The 23,409-nt window shown below is 39.2% G+C and carries 21 protein-coding genes; 11 read left to right on the top strand and 10 right to left on the bottom strand.

All coding sequences use genetic code 11. The annotated features are described in order from the left end of the window. From AC2INI_RS03395 to AC2INI_RS03385, 3 genes are all read left to right on the top strand, one after another. Positions 1–666, top strand: coding sequence for an urease accessory protein UreF (locus AC2INI_RS03395; protein WP_486305347.1), 666 nt, complete (start codon positions 1–3; stop codon positions 664–666). A 10-nt stretch (positions 667–676) separates the two neighbouring features. After that, entirely contained in the window at positions 677–1,297 is a 621-nt protein-coding gene (ureG, locus tag AC2INI_RS03390; protein WP_122035906.1) for an urease accessory protein UreG, read from the top strand. An 84-nt stretch (positions 1,298–1,381) separates the two neighbouring features. Then, complete coding sequence (locus AC2INI_RS03385; protein WP_486305346.1) at positions 1,382–2,650, top strand: RidA family protein; 1,269 nt, start codon at positions 1,382–1,384, stop codon at positions 2,648–2,650. 123 nt (positions 2,651–2,773) lie between these two features. Here the strand turns inward: AC2INI_RS03385 and nanQ are convergent, their stop codons facing one another. Genes nanQ through AC2INI_RS03365 form a run of 4 tightly spaced genes read right to left on the bottom strand, consistent with a single transcriptional unit; the run spans position 2,774 to position 6,457 of the window. After that, complete coding sequence (gene nanQ / locus AC2INI_RS03380; RefSeq protein ID WP_486305345.1) at positions 2,774–3,244, bottom strand: N-acetylneuraminate anomerase; 471 nt, start codon at positions 3,242–3,244, stop codon at positions 2,774–2,776. A gap of 56 nt (positions 3,245–3,300) precedes the next feature. Continuing rightward, positions 3,301–4,818, bottom strand: coding sequence for a sodium:solute symporter family protein (locus tag AC2INI_RS03375; protein ID WP_486305344.1), 1,518 nt, complete (start codon positions 4,816–4,818; stop codon positions 3,301–3,303). Between the two features lie 59 nt (positions 4,819–4,877). After that, a complete protein-coding gene (locus AC2INI_RS03370) occupies positions 4,878–5,753 on the bottom strand; it encodes an N-acetylmannosamine kinase (RefSeq protein WP_486305343.1) in 876 nt (291 codons plus the stop codon). Next, on the bottom strand, positions 5,750–6,457 hold the full coding sequence (locus AC2INI_RS03365) for an N-acetylmannosamine-6-phosphate 2-epimerase (RefSeq protein WP_486305342.1): 708 nt from the start codon (positions 6,455–6,457) through the stop codon (positions 5,750–5,752). The genes AC2INI_RS03370 and AC2INI_RS03365 overlap by 4 nt, the downstream gene beginning before the upstream one ends. Positions 6,458–6,714: 257 nt before the next feature. Between AC2INI_RS03365 and nagA the strand changes: the two genes are divergently transcribed. Then, positions 6,715–7,875, top strand: coding sequence for an N-acetylglucosamine-6-phosphate deacetylase (nagA, locus tag AC2INI_RS03360; RefSeq protein WP_486305341.1), 1,161 nt, complete (start codon positions 6,715–6,717; stop codon positions 7,873–7,875). A gap of 60 nt (positions 7,876–7,935) precedes the next feature. Here nagA and AC2INI_RS03355 read toward each other — a convergent pair whose 3' ends face one another. Then, positions 7,936–8,814, bottom strand: coding sequence for a MurR/RpiR family transcriptional regulator (locus AC2INI_RS03355; protein ID WP_122035922.1), 879 nt, complete (start codon positions 8,812–8,814; stop codon positions 7,936–7,938). 291 nt (positions 8,815–9,105) lie between these two features. Here AC2INI_RS03355 and AC2INI_RS03350 point away from each other — a divergent pair, with 291 nt between their 5' ends. The 4 genes from AC2INI_RS03350 (at position 9,106) to AC2INI_RS03335 (ending at position 13,184) form a co-directional block, all read left to right on the top strand. Next, positions 9,106–9,999, top strand: coding sequence for a dihydrodipicolinate synthase family protein (locus AC2INI_RS03350; RefSeq protein ID WP_486305340.1), 894 nt, complete (start codon positions 9,106–9,108; stop codon positions 9,997–9,999). A gap of 128 nt (positions 10,000–10,127) precedes the next feature. Then, complete coding sequence (locus tag AC2INI_RS03345) at positions 10,128–10,334, top strand: YaeP family protein (protein ID WP_122035926.1); 207 nt, start codon at positions 10,128–10,130, stop codon at positions 10,332–10,334. Beyond that, complete coding sequence (locus AC2INI_RS03340; RefSeq protein WP_122035928.1) at positions 10,334–10,522, top strand: DUF4250 domain-containing protein; 189 nt, start codon at positions 10,334–10,336, stop codon at positions 10,520–10,522. The genes AC2INI_RS03345 and AC2INI_RS03340 overlap by 1 nt, the downstream gene beginning before the upstream one ends. Before the next feature lie 460 nt (positions 10,523–10,982). Next, a complete protein-coding gene (locus AC2INI_RS03335; protein WP_486305339.1) occupies positions 10,983–13,184 on the top strand; it encodes an immunoglobulin-like domain-containing protein in 2,202 nt (733 codons plus the stop codon). A gap of 111 nt (positions 13,185–13,295) precedes the next feature. On the opposite strand, the gene AC2INI_RS03330 is transcribed toward AC2INI_RS03335, so the two are convergent. Beyond that, entirely contained in the window at positions 13,296–14,642 is a 1,347-nt protein-coding gene (locus AC2INI_RS03330; RefSeq protein WP_122035933.1) for a sodium-dependent transporter, read from the bottom strand. Positions 14,643–15,134: 492 nt separating this feature from the next. Here AC2INI_RS03330 and AC2INI_RS03325 point away from each other — a divergent pair, with 492 nt between their 5' ends. Genes AC2INI_RS03325 through AC2INI_RS03315 form a run of 3 tightly spaced genes read left to right on the top strand, consistent with a single transcriptional unit; the run spans position 15,135 to position 17,534 of the window. After that, entirely contained in the window at positions 15,135–15,575 is a 441-nt protein-coding gene (locus AC2INI_RS03325) for an ATP-dependent zinc protease family protein (protein ID WP_122035935.1), read from the top strand. Beyond that, positions 15,575–16,480, top strand: coding sequence for a 30S ribosomal protein S6--L-glutamate ligase (gene rimK, locus AC2INI_RS03320; RefSeq protein WP_122035937.1), 906 nt, complete (start codon positions 15,575–15,577; stop codon positions 16,478–16,480). The genes AC2INI_RS03325 and rimK overlap by 1 nt, the downstream gene beginning before the upstream one ends. After that, entirely contained in the window at positions 16,467–17,534 is a 1,068-nt protein-coding gene (locus AC2INI_RS03315) for a succinylglutamate desuccinylase/aspartoacylase family protein (RefSeq protein ID WP_486305338.1), read from the top strand. The genes rimK and AC2INI_RS03315 overlap by 14 nt, the downstream gene beginning before the upstream one ends. A gap of 70 nt (positions 17,535–17,604) precedes the next feature. On the opposite strand, the gene AC2INI_RS03310 is transcribed toward AC2INI_RS03315, so the two are convergent. The 4 genes from AC2INI_RS03310 to purL form a co-directional block, all read right to left on the bottom strand. Further along, positions 17,605–18,090 carry a GreA/GreB family elongation factor gene (locus AC2INI_RS03310; protein WP_486305337.1) on the bottom strand — a complete coding sequence of 162 codons (486 nt, stop codon included), beginning with the start codon at positions 18,088–18,090 and terminating at the stop codon, positions 17,605–17,607. 97 nt (positions 18,091–18,187) lie between these two features. Then, the gene (locus tag AC2INI_RS03305; RefSeq protein ID WP_274443932.1) at positions 18,188–18,514 is read right to left on the bottom strand and encodes a DUF3622 domain-containing protein; all 327 of its coding nucleotides are present in this window, start codon (positions 18,512–18,514) and stop codon (positions 18,188–18,190) included. A 169-nt stretch (positions 18,515–18,683) separates the two neighbouring features. Further along, positions 18,684–19,193 carry an RNA methyltransferase gene (locus AC2INI_RS03300; RefSeq protein ID WP_122035941.1) on the bottom strand — a complete coding sequence of 170 codons (510 nt, stop codon included), beginning with the start codon at positions 19,191–19,193 and terminating at the stop codon, positions 18,684–18,686. A gap of 198 nt (positions 19,194–19,391) precedes the next feature. Continuing rightward, on the bottom strand, positions 19,392–23,288 hold the full coding sequence (purL, locus tag AC2INI_RS03295) for a phosphoribosylformylglycinamidine synthase (protein ID WP_486305336.1): 3,897 nt from the start codon (positions 23,286–23,288) through the stop codon (positions 19,392–19,394). Positions 23,289–23,409: the final 121 nt, after the last annotated feature.

Below are 23,409 nucleotides of genomic sequence, written 5' to 3'. Positions count from 1 at the left end.
ATGCTAGAGGATTTAAGGCTCTATCAATTAATTAGTCCCTCTCTTCCAGTAGGATCATTTACTTATTCACAAGGATTAGAGTGGGCAATTGAAAAAGGTTGGGTTAGCAATGTTACCGAACTAAAGCATTGGTTAAGCAATCAATTAATGGACAGCATCGCCACATTAGAGTTGCCAATTTTAGCAAAAATGACCCTATTAATAAAAGAAGAAAAGTGGCAAGACGCCCAAGAGTGGTGCGATTTCATTATTGCCAATCGAGAAACCAAAGAGCTACGTCTTGAAGAAAGGCAGAGAGGGTTAGCTTTCTCAATGTTATTACCAAAAATAGGGATTGAATTAAATAAAACCACCCTACCGATGGTAAAGCAAACACAAATCGCCGCCTTTGCACTAGTCGCGACTCACTGGCAATTAACACCTAAAAAACTCGCAGTCGCGTATGCCTGGGGATGGCTTGAAAATGCCGTTATTGTAGGAATTAAGCTCGTTCCATTAGGACAAAGTGCCGGGCAACAACTGCTGCTCGAAATGGCAGACGTTATTCTAGAAGCAGTAGAAAAATCACAGCACTGGCCTGAACACTTAATTGGTAGTTTCACCCCTGCGCAAGTATTGGCAAGTTCTCGACACGAGAGTCAATACGCTCGACTTTTTAGATCATGAGGATAAGAAAATGCAAGATTATAAACAACCTTTACGCATCGGCGTTGGTGGTCCTGTAGGTTCAGGTAAAACAGCACTCCTAGAAATCCTATGTAAAACACTGCGTGATACTTACCAAATCGCAGTCGTTACTAACGATATTTACACTCAAGAAGATGCAAAGATCCTAACTCAAGCAGAAGCTCTAGCGGCAGATCGAATCATTGGAGTTGAAACGGGAGGTTGCCCGCATACCGCCATTCGTGAAGACGCATCAATGAACTTAGCTGCCGTTGAAGAGCTAGCCCAACGCCATAAAAACTTAGACGTCGTATTTGTAGAAAGTGGCGGTGACAACCTAAGTGCGACATTCAGTCCTGAATTAGCCGACTTAACTATTTATGTCATTGATGTTGCTGAAGGCGAAAAGATCCCACGTAAAGGTGGTCCAGGTATCACTAAATCTGATCTTTTAATCATCAATAAAATCGACTTAGCGCCGTATGTTGGTGCTTCACTTGAAGTGATGGAATCAGATACCGCTCGTATGCGCCCTACTCGTCCATACGTGTTTGCCAACCTGAAAAAAGGCGTCGGCCTAGAAAAAATTATCGAATTTATCATTGAGCGCGGCATGTTAAATGAAAAATAGTTTTCTTTAATAACTAGAGAATGATGCCTTTAAATTATAGGCATAGTTACGAACAACATTTAAAAAATTAATTTAGGAAATATCATGAATCATAAAATTATTAAGCTTTCAAGAAATACACATAATGCACCCCAAAACACTATACACTCACAAACCGTTGCTTTTTCTCATTATAATAATATTTCAGCGCAGTTACCTATAGCTCCAACAACCAATAAAATTGTTAGTACTGATATAAAAGAGCAAATAAATCAATGTTTAAGTAACCTTGAGTCAATTATAAAAAGTATTGGTCATGCAAAGGAGGATATTATAAAAATAAATATTTTCCTTACTAATATTTTAGATATTGATGCTATCGATGATATTTACGCCGACTTCTTTCAAGATTATTATCCTACGCGTATGGTTATTGCTGTCGAAGCCTTACCTATCGATGGGGCTTTAGTGCAAATTGATGCTGTAATTTCAAATGGTGAAGGAACGCATCCACAACAACCTTGCCAACTAATAAAAATGGCAAGAAACACAGATAGCGCCCCTAAAAATGCCTTATCCACCCAAACGGTTGCTTTCTCTCATTACAATAACATCACAGCACAGTTACCTATAAATCCCAAAACAGGCCTAATCATCTCTGACAATATCAGTGAACAAACAGAGCAGTGCCTTAACAATATTAAAGCTATTTTAGAAAGTATTAATGTCCCTCTTGATGATATTGTTAAAATAAACATTCATCTTAAAAACCTTAAAGATATTGATGCTGTAAATGAAGCATATTCTACATTTTTCCCTGACTCTGCTATTGCAAGATCTGTTGCCTATGTTCCAGCTCAAACAGTAACTATTGCGTCGGCATTGCCTATGAATGCATTGATACAAATTGATGCTGTCGTGTCACATGGCGACGGTACTCCTCCGCAAGCGGTTGAAGATAGACATGGTATTGTAATAAGAGCTAGCAATACAGACAATGCACCTCAGAATTCAATGTCTACACAAACTGTTGCTTTTTCTCATTACAATCATATTTCAGCTCAATTACCAATCAATCCAACAAATTCTGAGATTAGTATTGGCAATATAGAAGAACAAGCAAAACAGTGTTTACAAAACATTAAAGCGATCGTAGAAAGTATTAATCACACGATGGATGATATCGTTAAAATAAACATTCAACTTACAAATGTTGCAGATATCGATATTGTAGATGATGTTTATGTTCAGTTCTTTAATAATGATCGTCCAGCAAGAACGGTTATTGGAGTTTCAGCTATACCTATGAATTCACTAATACAAATAGAGGCCGTTGTTTCTAATGCTGAAGGGACGCCTCTGATAAAACATTAATAAATTACTCTTCTGATGAGAATTTAAATAAAAAGAACTCTTCCTAGATAATTGAAAGCCTCAATAACAAGTATTGCCATAACAGGCTTGTTTTGAGGCTTTGTTTATTTAACTCTTCGTAAATTATGTTAGTAAACTACGGTGAACTTTAATCACTATCTTTTTAATCAATCCAGATTGAGATACTACACATCCCGGTTTATGCGGCTCTTCAGGCAAAAAAACAGCAAACATTTTAGAATGCATAATGACTTCATTACACTGATTCATACTTTCAACTAAGTAAAAATCGTTTTCTTCATCATAAGATTTAGCGATTGGATTTGCCGCATCTTCCAATGAATATTGAATACGTTCTTCCCCACGAATTAAACATTGTACATCGATATACTCTTTGTGAACCTCAGCTTGCTTACTACTTGCTTCACCTGTTTCAAACTCCATTACATTAGCAAATATTCTCTCACCATCAATAATGTGCTTTCCTGTTGGCAGCGCTTCTAAATCTGTTTCATTTAAATACGCTAAACATTGTTGAATCACACTTGGTAAATACTGGTTTGTTTTTTGATGTTCAATATGACCGTAAATCATAAACTGTCCTTAAAAGAGCCTTTAGGTAAATGCAAAGGCTCAAAGTAAATTATCAATTATGCTTTTGCTGCTGATTTTGAGTTCTTGTCTTTCGTTGCACTTAACTCATCAATTTCGTCGCTATTTAAATTATTTTTAAACATCGGTGCCGTTAAGTAACCAACAATAACCACCATCAACGTCCCGATAACACCATAGAAGAAGAAGTTTAAATCGGTAGCAGAACGAACCCACAGCACAGTAGCGATACTTGCAACCACACCTAGTAACGCACTGTTTGCATTTGCTCGGCGGATAAAGATGCCTAGCATAAACAATCCTGTCATTGGGCCACCCATCAAACCAAGTAAGCTGTTAAACGCATCCCAGATTTCACTTTCATTCGACATAATCAAATAAGTAGAGGCAACAACACCCAGGATACCTGCCACAACAGTTAAGGTTCTACCCACTCTTAATTTCTGTTCAGAGGTTGGGTTTTTACTTACTTTCTCATAAATATCAGAGGTGAAGCACGCGGCAATACTATTCAAGCTACTTGAAATACTTGATTGTGATGCAGCAAAAATAGCGGCAATAATCAGGCCTGCAACGCCGACAGGCATTTGCGAAATAATATAGAAAGGTAAAATACCACCAGTATTGAAATCAGCAGGAAGCAGCTCTGGATTTTGAGTGTAGTAAGCAAATAGTGCAGAGCCAACCGCAAAGAAGAACACAGGAACACAAGCGACTAATTTTGCATTCGTGATCAGTGCTTTTTTAGTTTCATCAATATTGTCGGTAACGATATAACGTTGAACCACATCTTGGCTTGCTGTGAATTGTTGTAGAGAAGCAAAGAAGAAACCAATCATTAATACCGGAATCGTACTTTCAGTCCAACTCCAACTAAATTGCTCAGCTGGGAAGTATTTGTTTGCTTGATTTGACATGCTAAACACTTCAACAATACCGCCATCTACGTTAAAACAAACAACAACAAAGATAAGAATAGCCGCAATAGAAAGCATAATACCTTGGATTACATCGGTCCAGATAACCCCTTCAATACCACCTAAGAAGGTGTAGATAATACAAAGAACACCAATTAAGAAGACAATCATTAGCGGGCTAATATCGATAAATGGCATTAGTGCTAACGCCGTTAAATAAGTAACAATTGCAATACGACCAATATGAAACAACATAAAAGAAATGCTGCCAAACAAACGCATTCTTACGTCAAAACGTCTTTCTAAATATTCATAAACAGAAGTAAGATTCAACTTTCTAAAAAAAGGAATGTAGAACCAAAAGACAATAGGAAGAATAGCAATAGCAACATATTGTCCAATCAAAAATGTCCAGTCACTGGTGTACGCTTTTGCCGGAATAGACATAAATGTGATAGAACTTAGAGTAGTAGCAAAAACGCTGAAACCTGCGGCCCAGCCGGGGATTCTTCCTCCTGCTTTAAAGTAATCATCCGCTGATTTTTGACGACGAGCAAAGTAAACACCCACCGCCATAATTGCCGCTAGATAGGCAAAAAGAGCGATGTAATTTAATGTACCAAATGATTGTGCTTCCATTCGAATATACCTTGTATAATTTTTGTAGGGTTAAATTTCTATTTCTTATAAATTCTTATTTAAACTGTTGTGCTAGCCCAATGAGCAGCACCAATCAATCCTGCATCCCCACCGCAACGAGCATGCTGAACCTTGGTTTGGTATGGTGAAGGTTGTTGTGCTAGGTAGTGCTGTACGCGATCTAAATAATGAGGAGCAAGACCAACACTGCCACCTAAAGTAACCAATTCAATGTCTAGGACCATTTTTAAATCGGCAATTAAATGAGCGATAGCCCTTGCGGAGCGATTAACGATATCTATTGCATTCGGATCATTTTGAGAGAAATATTTAAAGACTATTTCACCTGTACAGTCATCTCCAAAAAATGCTTTTCCGGCTTGTCCTATCGCCGTTCCTGAAGCAATGCTTTCGACACAGCCCCGACGACCACAACCACATATCGGTCCATTAGGATCAGCAAGTGTATGCCCAGCATGACCTGCGATACCATTAGTCCCAATAAGCAAATCATTATTAATCACAACACCTGCCCCAACCCCCGTAGATACGGTAATAAAAGCCATATTGACTCTATTTAGCTCAAGAGTCTGGTACTCTGCCCATGCAGCAGCTTGTGCATCATTGATCGCGACTGTTGGTTTTTTCGTAATATTTTCAATAACCTTTCTTAATGGATAATTATTTAATCCACCAAGGTTTAAAGGATTTAACGCCGTTAGTATCCCGTCTTTAATGATTCCCGTTGAAGCAACGGCAACCGTTGAAACTTCGCTAATCAATGGCGTTAATAACCTCTCTAATGCCTTATCCATATCTTTAGGGTTACTAGAAGAAGGCGTTGGTGTTTGCTGACGGCGAATCACTTTTCCTGACTCAATTATTGCCGCCGCAATTTTAGTTCCACCAATATCTACCGTTAAGCAAGACTTCATGCGATGTCCTTAATAGTACTTTTTTTACCTAGATCGACTTCTGATTTAAACCAACCACAAATATGTTCAATCCGCGTTATTGCAGAACCTACCGTTACACATGACGCCCCTGCTTCTATTGCCTGACGAGCCAATAAAGGAGAATTAAATCGACCTTCCGCCATTACAAAACACCCTTGTTTTGCAAGTTGCTCAATAAATCTAAAATCTGGATCTTTTGGCGTAATTGGGGTCGTATAACCTGACAATGTCGTGCCAATAATTTCAACACCAAGATCATGACAGAACATTCCTTCTTCATAAGTCGAAGAATCTGCCATAACTACACAACCTAAGCTTTGAATCTTTTTCACTAACTCTTCAACAGATACAGGGCGAGATCGATGCGTTGCATCAATGGCGATGATGTCAGCTCCTGCCTCTTTTAATGCAATTACATCCTCAATATAGGGAGTAATTCGTACCTCTGAATCATCAAGGTCACGCTTAATAATGCCTATAATTGGAACCGATACATGAGGTCTTACTGCTTTTAGATTATCAATGCCTTCTATTCTTAGACCAACCGCACCACCTTCAATGCTTGCCATTGCCATAGCAGCGACAATTTCAGGTTTATCCATAGGTCCATCATCAACAGGCTGGCATGATGAAACGAAACCTTGTGATAATGCATTCAGTGTTTTGTTGATATTGCTTCCCATAAAGCCAAACTCCAAATCTCATAACAGTACAATAGTATTGCTCCAATATATATTTATGGAGTTATACTTCAATAACGAGATGTAAAAATGGAGATCTAGATCTCCTAAAAAATAAAGACCATAGAATAAAAAAGAACAAACACCCTTATTTATAAGGATTTTAATTGATTGAAATGTGACATTACTGTATTTTTGATTACATCACACTTGGAGTATTACTCCAATAAAAGTAAATATTTGATTGATAAGGCAGATAAATGAACAGTAAAAATGCTCAAAATAATCAGTATATGATTACCAATATTGATGTATTTAATGGTCAAAAAATAGAAGAAAAACAAGCTATTATTATCAATAATGACTCCATTTCATCCATCATCACAATGGAAAAAGCGCACTCTTTAGCGATGGAAAGCATTGATGGCCATGGCGCACTAGCTACTGCTGGCTTTATTGATATTCAACTTAATGGCTGTGGCGGCGTATTACTAAATACAGATATTAATTTGTCTACATTAGATACGATGAATAAGACCAATGTGAAATACGGAACCACTCAGTACTTGCCAACATTGATCACCAGTACTGAAGTCGATCTCAATGACACTTTATCGTTAATGACTAGTTTTGATAATGCAGAACAAGAAGGTGTATTAGGACTTCACCTTGAAGGGCCTTTCATTAGTATAGAAAAAAAAGGGGCTCACCAAGCGCGATACATTCGAGAGCTAGACTTAACAACAGCTCAACGACTTGCAGAACATAGCTCTCACATAAAAGTATTAACGCTTGCCCCTGAGCATATCAAACAAGACGTTTTAGATTGTTTAACTGATGCTGGGATCACTGTATCTATTGGACATACCAACGCAACGTACGATCAAGTCAATTCACGTTCTGGTTTTAGTATGGCAACGCATTTATATAATGCAATGACACCTCTTGGCTCAAGAGAACCTGGTGTAGTTGGTTATATTTTCGATAAAAAGCCTCATGCTGGCATTATTGTAGATGGTATTCATGCTTCTTACCCATCGGTTCGAATTGCCCACCAACAACTAAAAGAAAAACTCTTTTTAGTTACCGATGCCGTAACGCCTGCAGGAACGGATTTAACTGAATTTGATATGGCAGGAACTCAAGCCTATGTGACAGATGGAAAATGTCATTATGAAGATGGAACTATTGCGGGTGCAGCAATTACCATGATTGATGGGGTTAGAAATTTAATTAATCATGTGGGTTTATCAAAAGAAGAAGCGTTAAGAATGGCGAGTTTATACCCAGCTCAAGCATTAAAAATAGATGATGAATACGGACAGTTAAAAGAAAACTACAAAGCAAACATTACCCTGATCGACAGTAATAATGACATCACGACGACGATTCAGATGGGTAAGCTTGTTTATCAGAAATAAAAAATAGGCCGTGAAAATATCTTAATATTCACGGCCTAATTATTTTATATTACCAGAAACTTATGACTGATTTGAAAGCGCTTCTGTCGTTTTCAATTTATTGGCTTTTGCTCCACTAATGTCGCGTTTGACTAATAATGTATAAATTAAATCCAATACGAACAACTGCGAGATCTTAGTACCAATCGAGTCACCTTGAAGTTGCCCCTGCCTATTACCATTAACTAATACATAATCAGAATATTTAGTGATATCCGAACGTGGATTATGCGTAATAGCAATCGTCGTCGCACCGTTCTCTTTTGCTAAGCGTAAAGCTTTGGTTGTTTCCACAGAATTACCCGAGTGGCTAAGACCTACCGCAAAATCTCCCGGTTGCATTAACGATGACTTAATATACATAAAATGGTTATTGGTAAATGCATCCACATTCAAGCCAATTCGCATAAATTTATGTTTTGCACTTTCGGCTGTTAAGCCAGATGAGCCTACACCAAAAAAGTAAATCGCTTTCGCATCTTTTAGCGCTTCAGACACCGATTCCAAAGATTGAAAATTAAGAAGGTTCATGGTTTCAGACAACACGCTTTCAATGGTTGACTGCAGCTTATGCCCTATCACTTCTGCATTATCTTCTGCGGTTACATCAGTATCAAAAATCTCCTTCTCTCTCCCCTGAAGGTTAGAGACCTCTATCGCCAGTTCCATTTTAAAATCTTGATAGCCTTTAAAACCTAATGTACGACAGAAGCGAATAATTGTCGCATCACCGGCATTAACGATCTGTGATAATTCCGCAATTGAATGCTTACTCACTTGAGTCGCATTAGACATAACATAATCAGCAATACGTTTTGAAGACGGGGTTAGGCTATTATAAAGGCTGCCTATCGTATCGATGATGTTGCCCGCTTTTATTTGAATATTGTGGTTGGACATCAGTTAATAATCCTTGAATAAAACACCCTACTCATTCCATTCTGTCACGCCACTCCTATTTTGTGAAGTGTAACTCCATAATTATTATTCCTCTTTTCCACACTAAAAATGGATAAAATCGAAGAATATAAAAATATTTCGATCTTATTTTCCCCTTACAGATCACATTTACGGCATCGAAGTATGATTTTCATATTGCTAAATGAAACTTTACTCCATAAGATTAGTTTAACTCCAATATTGATATTTAAATGAAGAATAACTTCAAATAGATAAACTAACGAGGCTTAAATGAAAAAGTTAACCGGTTTAATTGCTGCTCCACATACACCTTTTGATTCTTCAAACAACGTAAATTTTGAAGAGATTGATAAAATCGCCAAGCATTTAATCAAAGATGGCGTAAAAGGCATTTATGTATGTGGTACAACGGGTGAAGGCATTCACTGTAGTGTTGAAGAGCGTAAAGCAATTGCTGAACGTTGGGTAAGCGCTTCTGATAATCAATTAGATATTATCGTTCACACTGGTGCATTAAGTATTGTTGATACTTTAGAGCTTACACGCCATGCAGATACACTCGATATTCTAGCAACATCAGCAATTGGCCCATGTTTCTTCAAGCCGGGTAGTGTCGCTGATCTCGTTGAATATTGTGCAACTATCGCTGCCGCAGCACCATCAAAAGGCTTCTACTATTACCATTCAGGCATGTCTGGTGTGAATTTAAATATGGAAGAGTTTTTAATTCAAGCCGATAAGCGCATTCCTAATTTATCAGGACTTAAATTTAACAGCGGTGACCTATACGAATACCAACGTTGCCTTCGCGCTTGCGATGGTAAGTTTGATGTGCCATTTGGTGTTGATGAGCATCTACCAGGTGCATTAGCGGTTGGCGCTAAAAGCGCAGTAGGCAGTACTTATAACTACGCCGCTCCTCACTTCAATTCAATCATCGATGCGTTTAATCGTGGTGATCAAGAAGCTGTATTTAATAAGATGACAAATGTTATTGAGCTTATTCGTGTCTTAGTAGATTTCGGTGGTGTCGCTGCAGGTAAAGTTGCTATGGAGCTTCACGATATCAACGCAGGAGATCCTCGCTTACCGTTAATGCCATTAAGTGCAGAACAAAAAACAACCGTTGTAGAAAGAATGAGAGCTGCAGGCTTCATTCAATAATATAGTAAACCTTCTTGCTCTAGAGCTGAAAAACTTCCCCCTAGGTTTTTCAGCTTTTTTTGATCTAGGTTTTCCCTTTTTCAACGTGTAAACTTCATGATAGTTATCATTTTAAAATGGAAAGTCTAATGAAAGTATATGATTGTTGTGAGATGGTTCGTGAGTTGTATTCATTAATTGGTAGTGGCGATCAGGGTTACATCCCTCAAGCGATTACGTGTGCAGTTAAATCATTAAATGATATTGCTGCTGACGAAACGCTTCCAAAAGCAACTCGTGAAAAAGCCGCATTTGCCGCTGCAAACTTATTAATTTCTGATTTTGAGGATGAGTAATGACACCTGAAAAAGTAGCTACAATGGATCCAATTATGTTGATGAGCATTGTTAACATGAAAATTCGAGATGAGTTTGGAGATCTTTATTGCTTAGTTAAGTTCTATGAACTAGATCAGAATGTATTAGTTAAACGATTATCTGAAGCAGGCTTCGAATATTTAGAAGAAGCAAAACAATTTAGATAAATATAAAATAAGAGGGGTATATATTTCCCTCTTATTTTTCTATATAAACATTTCCAATACCCCTTCCATTGCCATGAAACTTTGAACGCACATTCTTATTATTAACCAATAAAAAAATAATATAAAAAGAGATATTGGTCCCATATCATTATGATACAAAAATGCTATTAATCTTATTTAAATACATCGGAATAGTGATATTTATTCCACTTTAAAAATAAGAATGAAACAAAAAACAAAACAATTAAAATCAAAAACTTAAGTTAATAAATTGCATTTTAATCACAATTAAACATCCATTTAACTTCTATTTAATATAACAAAAATAAGATAAAAACATTTTGTTACACTTATAAAATCAGAACTTTCAAATATCCATGATAATTTTATTTTTCTTTATATTTATCGTTAATTAAGTATTTAGTTAATAGATTACCCACCAATTAAAAGTGAATTATGTATGGCATTACTAACAAAAAAAATGAAGCTAAACACTATTGCATTAGCATTATTGGGAGCAGGTTTCTCTGTTCAATCACACGCAAATGACATGATAAACCCAGATGGCGGTATTGTTGTTGGCTATTGGCATAACTGGTGCGACGGTCGTGGTTATCAAGGTGGTAACGCTCCTTGTATGACATTAAAAGAAACAAATCCTATGTATAATGTCGTTGATATTTCATTTATGAAAGTCTATGACACTTCCGAAGGTCGTATTCCGACCTTTCGCCTTGACCCAACAGTTGGTTTGAGTGAAGCTGAGTTTATTGAACAAATTCAAGAGTTGAATACTCAAGGTCGCTCTGTATTAATCGCACTTGGCGGTGCAGACGCTCATATCGAATTAAAACGTGGGGATGAAATACCATTTGCAGACGAAGTTATCCGCTTAGTTGAACTATATGGTTTTGATGGCTTAGATATCGATTTAGAGCAAGCAGCTGTAACTGCTGCCGATAACCAATGGGTAATTCCAGAAGCACTAAAAATAGTAAAAGATCATTATAGATCGCAAGGGAAGAATTTCCTTATTACGATGGCTCCAGAATTCCCTTACCTAAAAGCTGGTGACAAATACGTTCCTTATCTTGAGCGTTTAGAAGGGTATTATGATTGGATTAACCCACAATTCTATAACCAAGGTGGCGATGGCATTTGGGTTGATGAAGAGAACGCATGGATTACTCAAAACAGTGATGCAATGAAAGAGAAGTTTATCTACTACATCTCTGACTCATTGATCAACGGTACTCGTGGTTTTCACAAAATCCCTCACGACAAACTTGTTTTTGGTATCCCAACAAATAATGATGCTGCAGCAACAGGATTTGTTAAAGAACCCCAAGATCTTTACAACGCATTTGATGCTCTAAAGCAGCAGGGACAACCTTTACGTGGTGTAATGACTTGGTCTATTAACTGGGATATTGGTACTGATTCTGCTGGTACTCCATATAACAGCAGCTTTATTAATGCTTACGGCCCATATATTCACAGTCAAACGCCACCACCACCAGTGGTTGGTAAACCTGTGTTTACAGGGTTAACTGATACACGAGTTCCACACGGTAGTGTATTTGATTCATTAGCGGGAGTTACCGCAATGGATAAAGAAGACGGTAACCTAACATCATCAATTACGGTTGAGGGCTCAGTGAACACACAGGTTCTTGGTGACAATGTACTTGCTTATAGCGTAACTGACTCTGATGGTAACGAAACGAAACAAGCTCGTAATATTGAAGTTTATAGTGCGCTTCCTGAGTTAACAGGCGTTGCAAACACAACCATTAAAATAGGCTCAGATTTCAACCCTCGAACTAACGTAAAAGCAACTGATGCTGAAGATGGAGACTTAACGTCTCAGATCTCTATTGAAGGAACAGTAAATACTTCTCTTGCAGGTAAGTACACATTAACTTATTCAGTAACAGACAGTGCGAACCAAACTACAACAGCACAGCGTACAATTACGGTAAATGATGGTTCACAAGTTTGTGTTAACCCATGGAAAGCCGATCAAGTTTATTTAACTGACGAAACAGTAAGCCATAACGGAAAAACATGGCAAGCTGGCTGGTGGACACAAGGGGATGAACCCGGCACAACCGGAGAATGGGGAGTTTGGAAACAAATTGGTGATAATGATTGTGGTGGTGTAACTCCAGAACCCGGTATTGAGTTAACGGCAAAAATCACAAATCTCAGCAATGAATATTCAATTGTAAACTCAACTGCTAACGTAACGTTTTCTATTACAACAAATGATACCGCTTCTGTAACGGTTGATATCATTGACCGTATGGGCAACAGCATTGCATCGGAATCAACCTCAATAACTGGTATTCAAGCTGTTTCTTTAACGTTAAACAACGTTGAATCCGGTTATTACTCAATGCGTTTATTAGCATCGAACGCTGATGACTCGGTAGAAGAACGTTACAGCTTTAATCTAGTTTCTGAAGATACGCCAACACCACCACCAACCGATATTCCTGCATATGAAGTAGGTAAAACATACGCAGATGGCGAACAAGTTCTAGGTTCTGATGGAAACATTTATCAGTGTAAGCCTTGGCCATACACACCATGGTGTTCAAGTGCATCTTATGCTCCAGCAGAAAGTCAATACTGGGCTGACGCTTGGGATAAGGTATAAATAAAAGCGCTAAAATATACAAACGTATTTAAAAGTAACACATAGAAAAAAGCCAGCATATCAATGCTGGCTTTTTATATTTAACTCATTTTATTAATGCCCTAACTAATATTAGAACGATGCCCAAAGAACGGTAATTACTAAGATAGGACAAACAAATTTCACATACAGAGGCCAAATCTTACCGAAGAAACCCTGTTGGAATTCTGGATAACCTTGCTCAAGTTCTTTGATTTTAGAATGTCGGCTCCATACCCAACCACCAAATACACAGAATAATAATGCTGCGACAGGTTGCAAGTACTGAGTCGCAACCATTGCAACCAAACCAAATAACTCACCAAAATTAAATACAATTATCACACTGAACACAGCAATTAGAGCACCTAAAAACCAACTTGTTGGCGTTCTTTTGGTTTTGAATCGCTCACTCACTAAAGAGACTGAACACTCAAGCATTGAAATTGAAGAGGTTAATGCTGCAATCGTTAATAGTAAGAAGAAAACAATCGCAAACAGATCACCAAACAATCCTAAGCTATCAAACATCATTGGTAATACAGTAAATACTAAGGTATCAGAACTGATTAATGAACCATCTTCTGCATAGATTTGAACGCCCTTCTCCATTGCAACAAACATTGCAGGCATTACCACTAATCCAGCAATAAATGCCACAGCCGTATCCACTAAAGTCACGTTCATTGCCATCTTAGGAAGGTTTTCTTTCTTACTTAAATATGAGCCATAGATAAGCATTGAACAGCCACCAATGGTTAACGAGAAAAAGCCTTGTCCCATCGCTGCTAAGATCAATTTTTTATCCATTACCTTTTCAAAATCAGGGATAAGATAATGCTTCAATCCTTCAATCGCACCTTGTTGCATCATGATATAAACAAACAATAAGCCAAATAAAACAAACAAAGCAGGCATTAAACGCGTTGACCATTTCTCAATACCGTCTTTAATTCCACCTTGTACGATTAGAATAGTTAATACATAAAAGATTATCGTACCCAGTAAATTACGTTCAATACTAAAACCTTTAAACCATTCAGCAAGATCATGTAATCCAACAACGTTCGCCATAGCACCAAACAAGAAACAAATTAACCATCCGCCAACAATGCTATAGAACATCAACACTGCACTCGGGACACTCAAGCCAATCCAACCAACAAAAGCACCGACACGCTTACCTATTGGGTTAGAAGTCAATGAACGCATACTATCGACTGGGTTCGCTTGGCCATGACGACCAATCGCCATTTCAACAACAAGCATAGGAAAGGCCACCACAAGGATCATGATAAGATAAACCAATAAGAAAGCCCCACCACCATTACTAGCAGCTTGAGTTGGGAATCCCCAAATGTTACCTAACCCAACAGCCGCGCCTGCCGCCGCTAATATAAAACCTATACGTGAACTAAAACTTTCTCTGTTACTGGTCATTCTCTGTATCACCACACTAGTACAATGCAGGCATGATAACTTCACTAATAATGAAACACCAGTTTTAAATCTCTAATTAACTCATTTATTTACGTCACTAATAAAAGTCCAGAGCTTCCTACTTCGTTAATACGAATAAGTAATATTATATCTGTTCATTATTTATCAAAAAAAATGGTATTTAAGTGCTCTTTTTTTAAACAATACGAATAATTTCACATAATCTATTAACAACAAAAGTACATTAGAAAAAGTAATGACAAAAGCGTCAAAATTATAATCTATTTTTTATTTGACGAAATTAAAAACTACTGATAAATTCGCCGTCATTGAGTCACGGTGTACACATCCTATAACACCTCTCTACTTACTCCACCAAACTCCAGACTACTGAGTTATACACTCAGACAACTAGATGGTAGCCAAATGGGTTAGATATCCACCAAGTATTAACTATACTTAGGGTGGGTTTTTTCTATTTGAGACAAATTAATGACAGATAAAATCATTGTCGGATGGCGCGAATCATTAAGCCTTCCAGAACTTGGTATTAAATTAATTAAGGCAAAAGTTGATACTGGCGCCAAAACTTCTTGCTTGCATGCTTTTAAAGTAGAGCCCTTCACAAAGGATGGTGAAGACTGGGTCCGTTTTTGGATTCATCCAGAAAAACGTAATAACGATTTTGTGCAAATTTGTGAAGCACCAATTGTTGACCGCCGAAAAGTAAAAAGCTCAAGCGGTCAAGAAGAACTACGCTACGTTATTAAAACAATGATCCGAATCTCAGGCCAAGAATGGCCAGTTGAAATTACATTAAGTAACCGAGAAACAATGGTGTTTCGTATGTTACTAGGAAGAACAGCAATGCAAGATCGTATTGTTGTAGATCCATCGTCATCTTACCTTGTTGATTTTGAGGAAACTGTATAATGAAAATCGGTATTTTATCGCGCAACCAATCTCTTTACTCTACTAGCCGCTTAATTGAAGCTGCTGAGAGTCGTGGACACGAAGTAAAAGTAATTGATGCATTACGTTGCTATATGAATATCAATTCAGAAAAACCTCAGATCCACTTTAAAGGTGAAGAGCTTATTGATTACGATGCAATCATTCCTCGTATTGGCGCATCTGTAACGTTCTACGGAACAGCAGTATTACGTCAATTTGAAATGATGGGTGTATACCCTGTAAATGAATCAGTTGCGATCACTCGTTCTCGTGACAAACTACGCTCAATGCAATTGCTTTCTCGCAAAGGTATTGGTATGCCTATTACAGGCTTCGCAAGTAAGCCTGATGACGTTAAAGACCTATTAGACATGGTTGGCGGTGCGCCAGTTGTGATCAAGCTCTTAGAAGGCACTCAAGGAATAGGTGTTGTTCTTGCAGAAACGCGTAAAGCAGCAGAAAGTGTTGTTGAAGCATTCATGGGCTTAAAAGCGAACATCATGGTTCAAGAGTTCATCAAGGAAGCTGGCGGTGCAGATATCCGTTGTTTCGTTATTGGTGGCAAAGTGATCGCAGCAATGAAGCGTCAAGGTGCAGAAGGCGAATTCCGCTCTAACTTACACCGTGGTGGTTCAGCGTCACTGGTAAAATTAACTCCAGAAGAGCGTAAGACAGCAGTAGCTGCAGCAAATATCATGGGGCTAAATGTAGCAGGTGTAGATTTACTTCGCTCTGAGCGTGGTCCACTAGTTATGGAAGTGAACTCATCTCCGGGCTTAGAAGGCATTGAAAAAGCAACAGGCAAAGATGTTGCTGGCCTAATTATTGATTTTATTGAGAAAACTGCAGCGACTAAAAGGACTAAAACTCGTGGCAAAGGCTAAAAAAAATCAAGCGTTTGAAATACTAACGCACTCGGTTGCACCTGGTGAAAGAAAGGTAATTGAGATTGAAGCCGCTAAGCTTTATACACACTCACCTCTATCGATCCCTGTTGAGATCATTAACGGCCAGCATGCTGGCCCAATCCTGATGGTAAATGCTGCCATTCATGGTGATGAACTTAATGGTGTTGAAATTGTTCGACAGTTAATTAACAACGTTGATCCTAAGACATTAAAAGGAACGCTTATTGCAGTACCTATTGTTAATGTCTTTGGTTTCATCCATAAATCACGCTATCTTCCGGATCGCCGTGATTTAAACCGTTGCTTCCCTGGTTCAGAGAAAGGTTCGTTGGCATCTCGCATGGCACATACCTTCTTCACCCAAATAGCAAAACGTTGTGATTATATTGTTGATTTACACACTGGTGCTATTCACAGAACGAATTTACCTCAACTTAGAGCGGATCTAAGCAACCCTGAAACGTTACGAATTGCACACGCTTTCGGCACGCCAGTGATTGTAGATTCACCTCTTCGAGATGGTTCTCTTCGTAGTGAAGCTGAAAAATGTGAGATCCCAGTATTAACGTATGAGGCAGGTGAAGCATTACGCTTTGAGCCTATCGCTATTAATGCGGGTTATGTAGGTGTACAACGTGTGATGCAAGCTATTGGTATGCTAAAAGCAAGCAGAAAACGCTTACCAGAAGCCATCATTGCTAAATCAACAAGTTGGTTACGCGCAGAAAGCGACGGTATCTTACGTACGGTTGTAACTCTGGGTGAGCAAGTTGAGAAAGGTCAAGTTTTGGCTTATATCAGCGCACCATTAGGCCACAGTGAAATCGAACTTCGAGCTCATAAAGGCGGCATCGTTATTGGTCAACAAACCTTACCTTTAGTTAATGAAGGTGATGCTGTTTTCCATCTTGCTTACTTTACTGAAGACGATGAAATGGTTGGTCAAACAGTTGAAACGTATATCGATGAAATTATCGAAGCGGATACTGACCAATTAACTAACGGTCAAATCACGACATCTACACTTTAGTATTTTTTACTAGCGTTACTTATTAATAAGAGAGGCTCACCTCTCTTATTTTATAATGAACTATCTGTTATTACTGCACATCTATAATTTCATATTGCTGCTTCTTGCCAGCTAAATTCAATTCAAACTCATCACCAAGTTGCTGCCCTATCATGGCTTTCCCAAGCGGAGCTGACGGCGTTATTAGTGAAAATATCATTGTATTATGAGTTACTTTTACTCCACCCGCTGACGGACCGATAAAAAACATACTCTCGACATCATCTTGATTTACAAGCGTCACTAAAGCGCATTGGTTAATTGCACTCTCTTCACTATATTCTAAACGCGGTAATTTACGATACGCTAGAATATCAGCTTCACACTCAGCAACTCGTAGTGCTTGCCCATGAGCTAAATAAGAGGCTTCTAAGCCAAAGGTTTCATACTTACTGCGTGCAATCGCTTCTTTATCTGTCGCTTGATCAATGGCTCGTTGCGTGGCTTCTACTGCCATTTGATGAATTTGACGCAGCTCCTGAATGATGGAGCTTAATAACGCTTCTTTTTCTATCATAAGTGAAATTACTTTATTGGAAATATAAAAAATGGCAGTTACGAATAACTGCCATTTCATGATATCTATTTTTCTATCACATTACTGTGATGACAAATTACTCTTCGTCGTAATCGTATTCGTCTTCATCGTTTGCTGCATCACGAGCGGCTTCATATTCCGCTTTTTGTGCTGCTGATTTTTCTTTCTTACGCGCGATCATTTCTTCTTTTTCGCTGCGTTGTTCCGCTTTACGATCATTACGAACTGCTTGCGTTTTTGCAAATTCAACAAGCTCTTTCTCTGCCCATTCAACTGCTTCTGCTTCGCTTTCAAAACCAAGCTGACGCTTAGATACAACCGTTCTGCGAGAAGTTACTTGGCGCGTAATTTCAGCAGCCCAAGCGTTACGTTTTTCTACAATACGGTAATCAAATTTTGCCATTTTTTTTTCCTAGAATTCGATAGTTAAGGGATAGATCATTGTTAAAAAATCCATCTATAACTGCAGTACAATATCTGCATTCCCTTTAATGCCCGCTATTAGAACACATCTAGCCAAAAATGCATCAAAAAGATGTCAATCTATAAGCGCTTTAAAGGAGAAGTTGATCTTATTTTTTTACAACTAAATGATTGCGGTTGTCTCGACTACTGCGGATCAACTCATCACCTTTCACAATATCAACAGATTTTGCTAATCGATCATATAGAAGTACATTGACAGTCGCAGCTAAATTCATGCAACCAACGGTTGGAACATAAACGACATGATCTGCTCTATCTGCAACCTGTTGGGTAATTGAACCATCTTCAGGGCCAAAAACATAAATTGCTTTGTCTGGATGTTGAAACTCAGGAAGAGATATCGCTCCCTCAGCAAGTTCAACACACACCACTTTCATGTCTGCTGGTAATTCATCCAATAAACACTCAACACTGGTTAGCGGGATCTTGTTGGCTACTTTTTTAGTATCCGTTTGAAACTTTGCCGCACGATCATATCTCTCACCCGTATAACGAACATCATCAACTTGATAACAACCAGCAGCACGCATCACTGCGCCGACATTCGTTGGGCTTTTTGGGTTACTCAAACCAATCGTAACGTGCGTATCTTTCATTGTTTCTTCCAACAGATAAAAATAAAGCGTTATTCTAACAAAAAAACCGCTGAAGCCTAAGCCTCAGCGGTTTTTTTTAAAAAGAGCCGTCTTTACCCAACTCTTTTATTCATTATAGGACATTGCATTCATAAAAATTTTAATATTTATCACAAATTTTTATTCATCCTAATAAATACTTGTCAGGTATGAACCTAATTAACCGATATTCTTACGAGCGTTTTGGAACATACGCATCCAAGCACCATTCTCGCCCCAAGTCTCAGGAGCCCAAGAGTTAGCAACAGTACGGAATACACGCTCTGGGTGAGGCATCATGATCGTTACACGACCGTCCGTTGTTGTTAAACCTGTGATAGCGTTTGGTGAACCGTTCGGGTTATTTGGATATTGCTGCGTTTGATTACCGTTGTTATCAACATAACGTAGAGCAACAGTTCCTGAGTTTTCAATCGCGTTTAGGTGGTCGTTATCACGAACTTCTACGCGGCCTTCACCGTGAGAAACAGCGATTGGCATACGAGAACCTTCCATCCCATTGAAAAATACAGAATCAGACTTCTGAACTTCAACTAGGCTGAAACGCGCTTCAAAACGCTCTGATTCGTTACGAACGAAACGTGGCCAATACTCTGCACCAGGGATAAGTTCACGTAGGTTAGATAACATCTGACAACCATTACATACACCTAGAGAGAACGTATCTTCACGCTTGAAGAAGTTTTCAAATTGGTCACGCGTAGAGTCGTTAAACAGAACTGATTTAGCCCAACCTTCACCAGCGCCTAGTACATCACCGTAAGAGAAGCCACCACACGCCACAAGACCGTTGTACTCTTCTAGTACCGCTTGACCCGTTAGGATATCACTCATGTGAATGTCAGTTGCTTCGAAGCCTGCGCGGTCAAACGCTGCTGCCATTTCAACGTGAGAGTTAACACCTTGCTCACGTAGAATTGCCATCTTAGGTTTAGCACCTAGGTTGATATAAGGCGCTGCAATATCTTCGTTTACATCAAAGCTTAGGCTAACGTTTAGACCTGGGTCTGAGTTGTCTTTCTTCGCTTCATGTTCTTGGTCTGCACATACAGGATTATCACGTAAACCTTGCATTTTATGCGTAGTTTCTGCCCAGATAGTACGTAATTCAGTACGGTTACGTTCTACTATAACCTGCTCACCAGACTTAATAACCACTTCGTCAGACGCTTCAACAGAACCAATAACGTGTGAACATTCACCTAGCTCATTTGCTGCTAATGTTGACAACACCGAATCTAAATCGTCATTACGAACTTGGATTACCGCACCTAACTCTTCGTTAAATAATGCAGCTAATGTATCTTCGCCTAATGCTTCAATGTTCGCACTCACACCACAGTGACCAGCAAATGCCATTTCTGCAAGCGTTACAAATAAACCGCCATCGCCTTTATCGTGGTAAGCCACTACTTGATCATTTGCGATTAAGGTCTGAATGCCTTCGTAGAAGCCTTTTAGCTGTACTGCGTTGTCTACGTCTGCTGGCTTATCACCAAGTTGTTTGTAAACCTGCGCTAGTGCTGTCGCACCCATACGGTTTTTACCATTACCTAAATCGATAAGAACTAGGCTTGTATTGCCTTTGTCAGTGCGAAGCTGAGGAGTAATTGTTTTACGCACATCTTCAATTCGAGCAAATGCAGTAATAACAAGAGAAAGAGGAGAAGTAACTTCTTTCTGCTCACCATTCTCTTCCCACTTAGTCTTCATCGACATTGAATCTTTGCCCACTGGAATAGTTAGACCAAGTGCCGGACAAAGCTCTTCACCTACCGCTTTAACGGCTTCGTAAAGACCTGCATCTTCACCAGGGTGACCCGCTGGAGACATCCAGTTTGCAGATAATTTAATATTCTTAATATCGCCAATATTTGTCGCTGCAATGTTGGTAATTGCTTCACCAACCGCTAAACGAGCTGATGCTCCAAAGTCTAGAAGAGCAACGGGTGTACGCTCACCAAGAGACATCGCTTCACCGTGGTAAGTATCATAACTTGCCGCAGTTACCGCACAGTTAGCAACAGGAACCTGCCATGGGCCAACCATTTGATCACGAGCCACAAGACCTGTCACCGAACGGTCACCAATCGTGATTAAGAATGTTTTCTCAGCCACTGTTGGTAAACGAAGAACACGCTCAATAGCATCATTCATTTCAATGCCTGAACGATCAATGGCTGGGTTATTCGCTTTTAGTGTTTTCGCATCACGGTGCATCTTAGGCGTTTTGCCTAGAAGGATGTCCATTGGCATATCAATTGGTGTATTGTCGAAATGTGAATCTTCTAATTTCAGCTCACGCTCTTCAGTTGCTTTACCAACTACCGCATATGGTGCACGTTCACGCTTACAAATCGCTTCAAATGTCGCTAAGTCTTTATCAGCAACGGCCATTACGTAACGCTCTTGAGATTCATTACACCAAATTTCAAGTGGGCTCATGCCCGGCTCATCATTCGGAACATCACGTAAGTTAAAGATACCGCCACGCTCACCATCATCAACAAGTTCAGGTAATGCGTTTGAAATACCACCCGCACCCACATCGTGGATAAATGCGATTGGGTTTGCATCACCAAGTTGCCAACAACGGTCGATAACTTCCTGACAACGACGTTCCATTTCTGGGTTTTCACGTTGTACTGAAGCGAAATCTAGATCTTCAGAAGAAGAGCCTGAGTCCATTGAAGATGCTGCACCGCCGCCAAGGCCGATGTTCATCGCAGGACCACCAAGTACGATTAAGCTTGCGCCTACTGGGATCTCTTTCTTCTGAACATGATCATCACGAATATTACCTAAACCACCCGCAAGCATGATTGGTTTGTGGTAACCACGTACTTCCTCACCATTATGAGAGTTTACTTTTTCTTCATAAGTACGGAAGTAACCTAATAGGTTTGGACGACCAAATTCATTGTTAAATGCCGCGCCACCTAGAGGGCCTTCAAGCATAATATCAAGCGCAGTAACGATACGGCTTGGCTTACCAAAATCCGTTTCCCACGGTTGAACAAAATTAGGGATTTTTAAGTTAGATACAGAGAAACCGACTAAACCTGCTTTTGGTTTACCACCGATACCTGTTGCGCCTTCATCACGGATTTCACCGCCAGAACCTGTTGACGCACCCGGCCAAGGAGAGATTGCTGTTGGGTGGTTATGCGTTTCTACTTTCATCAAGATGTGTGTTTTCTCTTGATGGTAACCATAGCCACGAGTTTCTGGATCTGGGAAAAAGCGACCGACAGTAGAACCCGTCATTACAGCTGCGTTATCTTTATAAGCAGACAGTACGTTTTCAGGGGTTACTTCGAAGGTGTTTTTGATCATTTTGAATAATGATTTATCTTGCTTAACCCCATCGATAGTCCAATCCGCATTGAAGATCTTGTGACGACAATGCTCTGAGTTCGCTTGTGCAAACATCATTAATTCGATGTCAGTTGGGTTACGACCTAGCTTTTCAGTAAAGCTTTCTAATAGGTAATCTATTTCATCTTCAGCCAGTGCAAGACCAAGGGTAACGTTTGCGTTTTCTAGCGCTTTACGGCCACCAACAAGTAGATCAACTTCTGCGTATGGTGCAGGCTCCGCTACCGTAAATAATGCCGCTGCTGATTCAAAATCAGTAAAGACCACTTCCATCATGCGATCATGAAGAATGGCTTTTAGTTCGACTAATTGAAGTTCAGAAAGTGTTTCAGACGTTTCTACGTAATAAGCTGTGCCGCGCTCTAAACGTGCGATGTTAACTAAACCACAGTTACGAGCAATATCAGTAGATTTTGAAGACCAAGGAGAAATAGTGCCCGGGCGAGGAGTAGAAAGAAGCAATAAACCTTCAGGCTCATGTTCTTCAATCGTTGGACCGTAAGTCAGTAATTTTTCTAACTTAGCAACCTCAGACGCATCAAGGTCTGCCGTTACATCAGCAAAATGGGTAAATTCAGCATAAATACCAGTAACAGGTAAATTTAGCTCGCAACAAAGCTCAAGTAGCTTGTTAACACGAAATTCAGATAGAGCAGGTGAACCACGCAAAATTCTCATGTACTTAGGTCTCTTTGGCAATGAATTAAAGGTAATATTGGAATAGTTTCATGCTGTTATAAATACTTAACTCAATTAAATATTCATAACTCATGTGGCTATGCCGATGTTACCTCTGCTA

It is taken from the genome of Aliivibrio friggae (assembly GCF_057368515.1).
Note: the sequence above shows the minus strand (reverse complement) of the source record. Positions and strands in the feature narration are given on the sequence as shown.

Coding starts and splice junctions, on each gene's coding strand:
- AC2INI_RS03330 (WP_122035933.1), bottom strand. CDS start 14,642: ATGACCAGTAACAGAGAAAGTTTTAGTTCACGTATAGGTTTTATATTA.
- AC2INI_RS03335 (WP_486305339.1), top strand. CDS start 10,983: ATGGCATTACTAACAAAAAAAATGAAGCTAAACACTATTGCATTAGCA.
- AC2INI_RS03370 (WP_486305343.1), bottom strand. CDS start 5,753: ATGAAGTCTTGCTTAACGGTAGATATTGGTGGAACTAAAATTGCGGCG.
- nanQ (WP_486305345.1), bottom strand. CDS start 3,244: ATGATTTACGGTCATATTGAACATCAAAAAACAAACCAGTATTTACCA.
- AC2INI_RS03310 (WP_486305337.1), bottom strand. CDS start 18,090: ATGATAGAAAAAGAAGCGTTATTAAGCTCCATCATTCAGGAGCTGCGT.
- AC2INI_RS03395 (WP_486305347.1), top strand. CDS start 1: ATGCTAGAGGATTTAAGGCTCTATCAATTAATTAGTCCCTCTCTTCCA.
- AC2INI_RS03375 (WP_486305344.1), bottom strand. CDS start 4,818: ATGGAAGCACAATCATTTGGTACATTAAATTACATCGCTCTTTTTGCC.
- nagA (WP_486305341.1), top strand. CDS start 6,715: ATGAACAGTAAAAATGCTCAAAATAATCAGTATATGATTACCAATATT.
- ureG (WP_122035906.1), top strand. CDS start 677: ATGCAAGATTATAAACAACCTTTACGCATCGGCGTTGGTGGTCCTGTA.
- AC2INI_RS03385 (WP_486305346.1), top strand. CDS start 1,382: ATGAATCATAAAATTATTAAGCTTTCAAGAAATACACATAATGCACCC.
- AC2INI_RS03350 (WP_486305340.1), top strand. CDS start 9,106: ATGAAAAAGTTAACCGGTTTAATTGCTGCTCCACATACACCTTTTGAT.
- AC2INI_RS03345 (WP_122035926.1), top strand. CDS start 10,128: ATGAAAGTATATGATTGTTGTGAGATGGTTCGTGAGTTGTATTCATTA.
- AC2INI_RS03355 (WP_122035922.1), bottom strand. CDS start 8,814: ATGTCCAACCACAATATTCAAATAAAAGCGGGCAACATCATCGATACG.
- AC2INI_RS03365 (WP_486305342.1), bottom strand. CDS start 6,457: ATGGGAAGCAATATCAACAAAACACTGAATGCATTATCACAAGGTTTC.
- purL (WP_486305336.1), bottom strand. CDS start 23,288: ATGAGAATTTTGCGTGGTTCACCTGCTCTATCTGAATTTCGTGTTAAC.
- AC2INI_RS03340 (WP_122035928.1), top strand. CDS start 10,334: ATGACACCTGAAAAAGTAGCTACAATGGATCCAATTATGTTGATGAGC.
- AC2INI_RS03305 (WP_274443932.1), bottom strand. CDS start 18,514: ATGGCAAAATTTGATTACCGTATTGTAGAAAAACGTAACGCTTGGGCT.
- AC2INI_RS03325 (WP_122035935.1), top strand. CDS start 15,135: ATGACAGATAAAATCATTGTCGGATGGCGCGAATCATTAAGCCTTCCA.
- rimK (WP_122035937.1), top strand. CDS start 15,575: ATGAAAATCGGTATTTTATCGCGCAACCAATCTCTTTACTCTACTAGC.
- AC2INI_RS03300 (WP_122035941.1), bottom strand. CDS start 19,193: ATGAAAGATACGCACGTTACGATTGGTTTGAGTAACCCAAAAAGCCCA.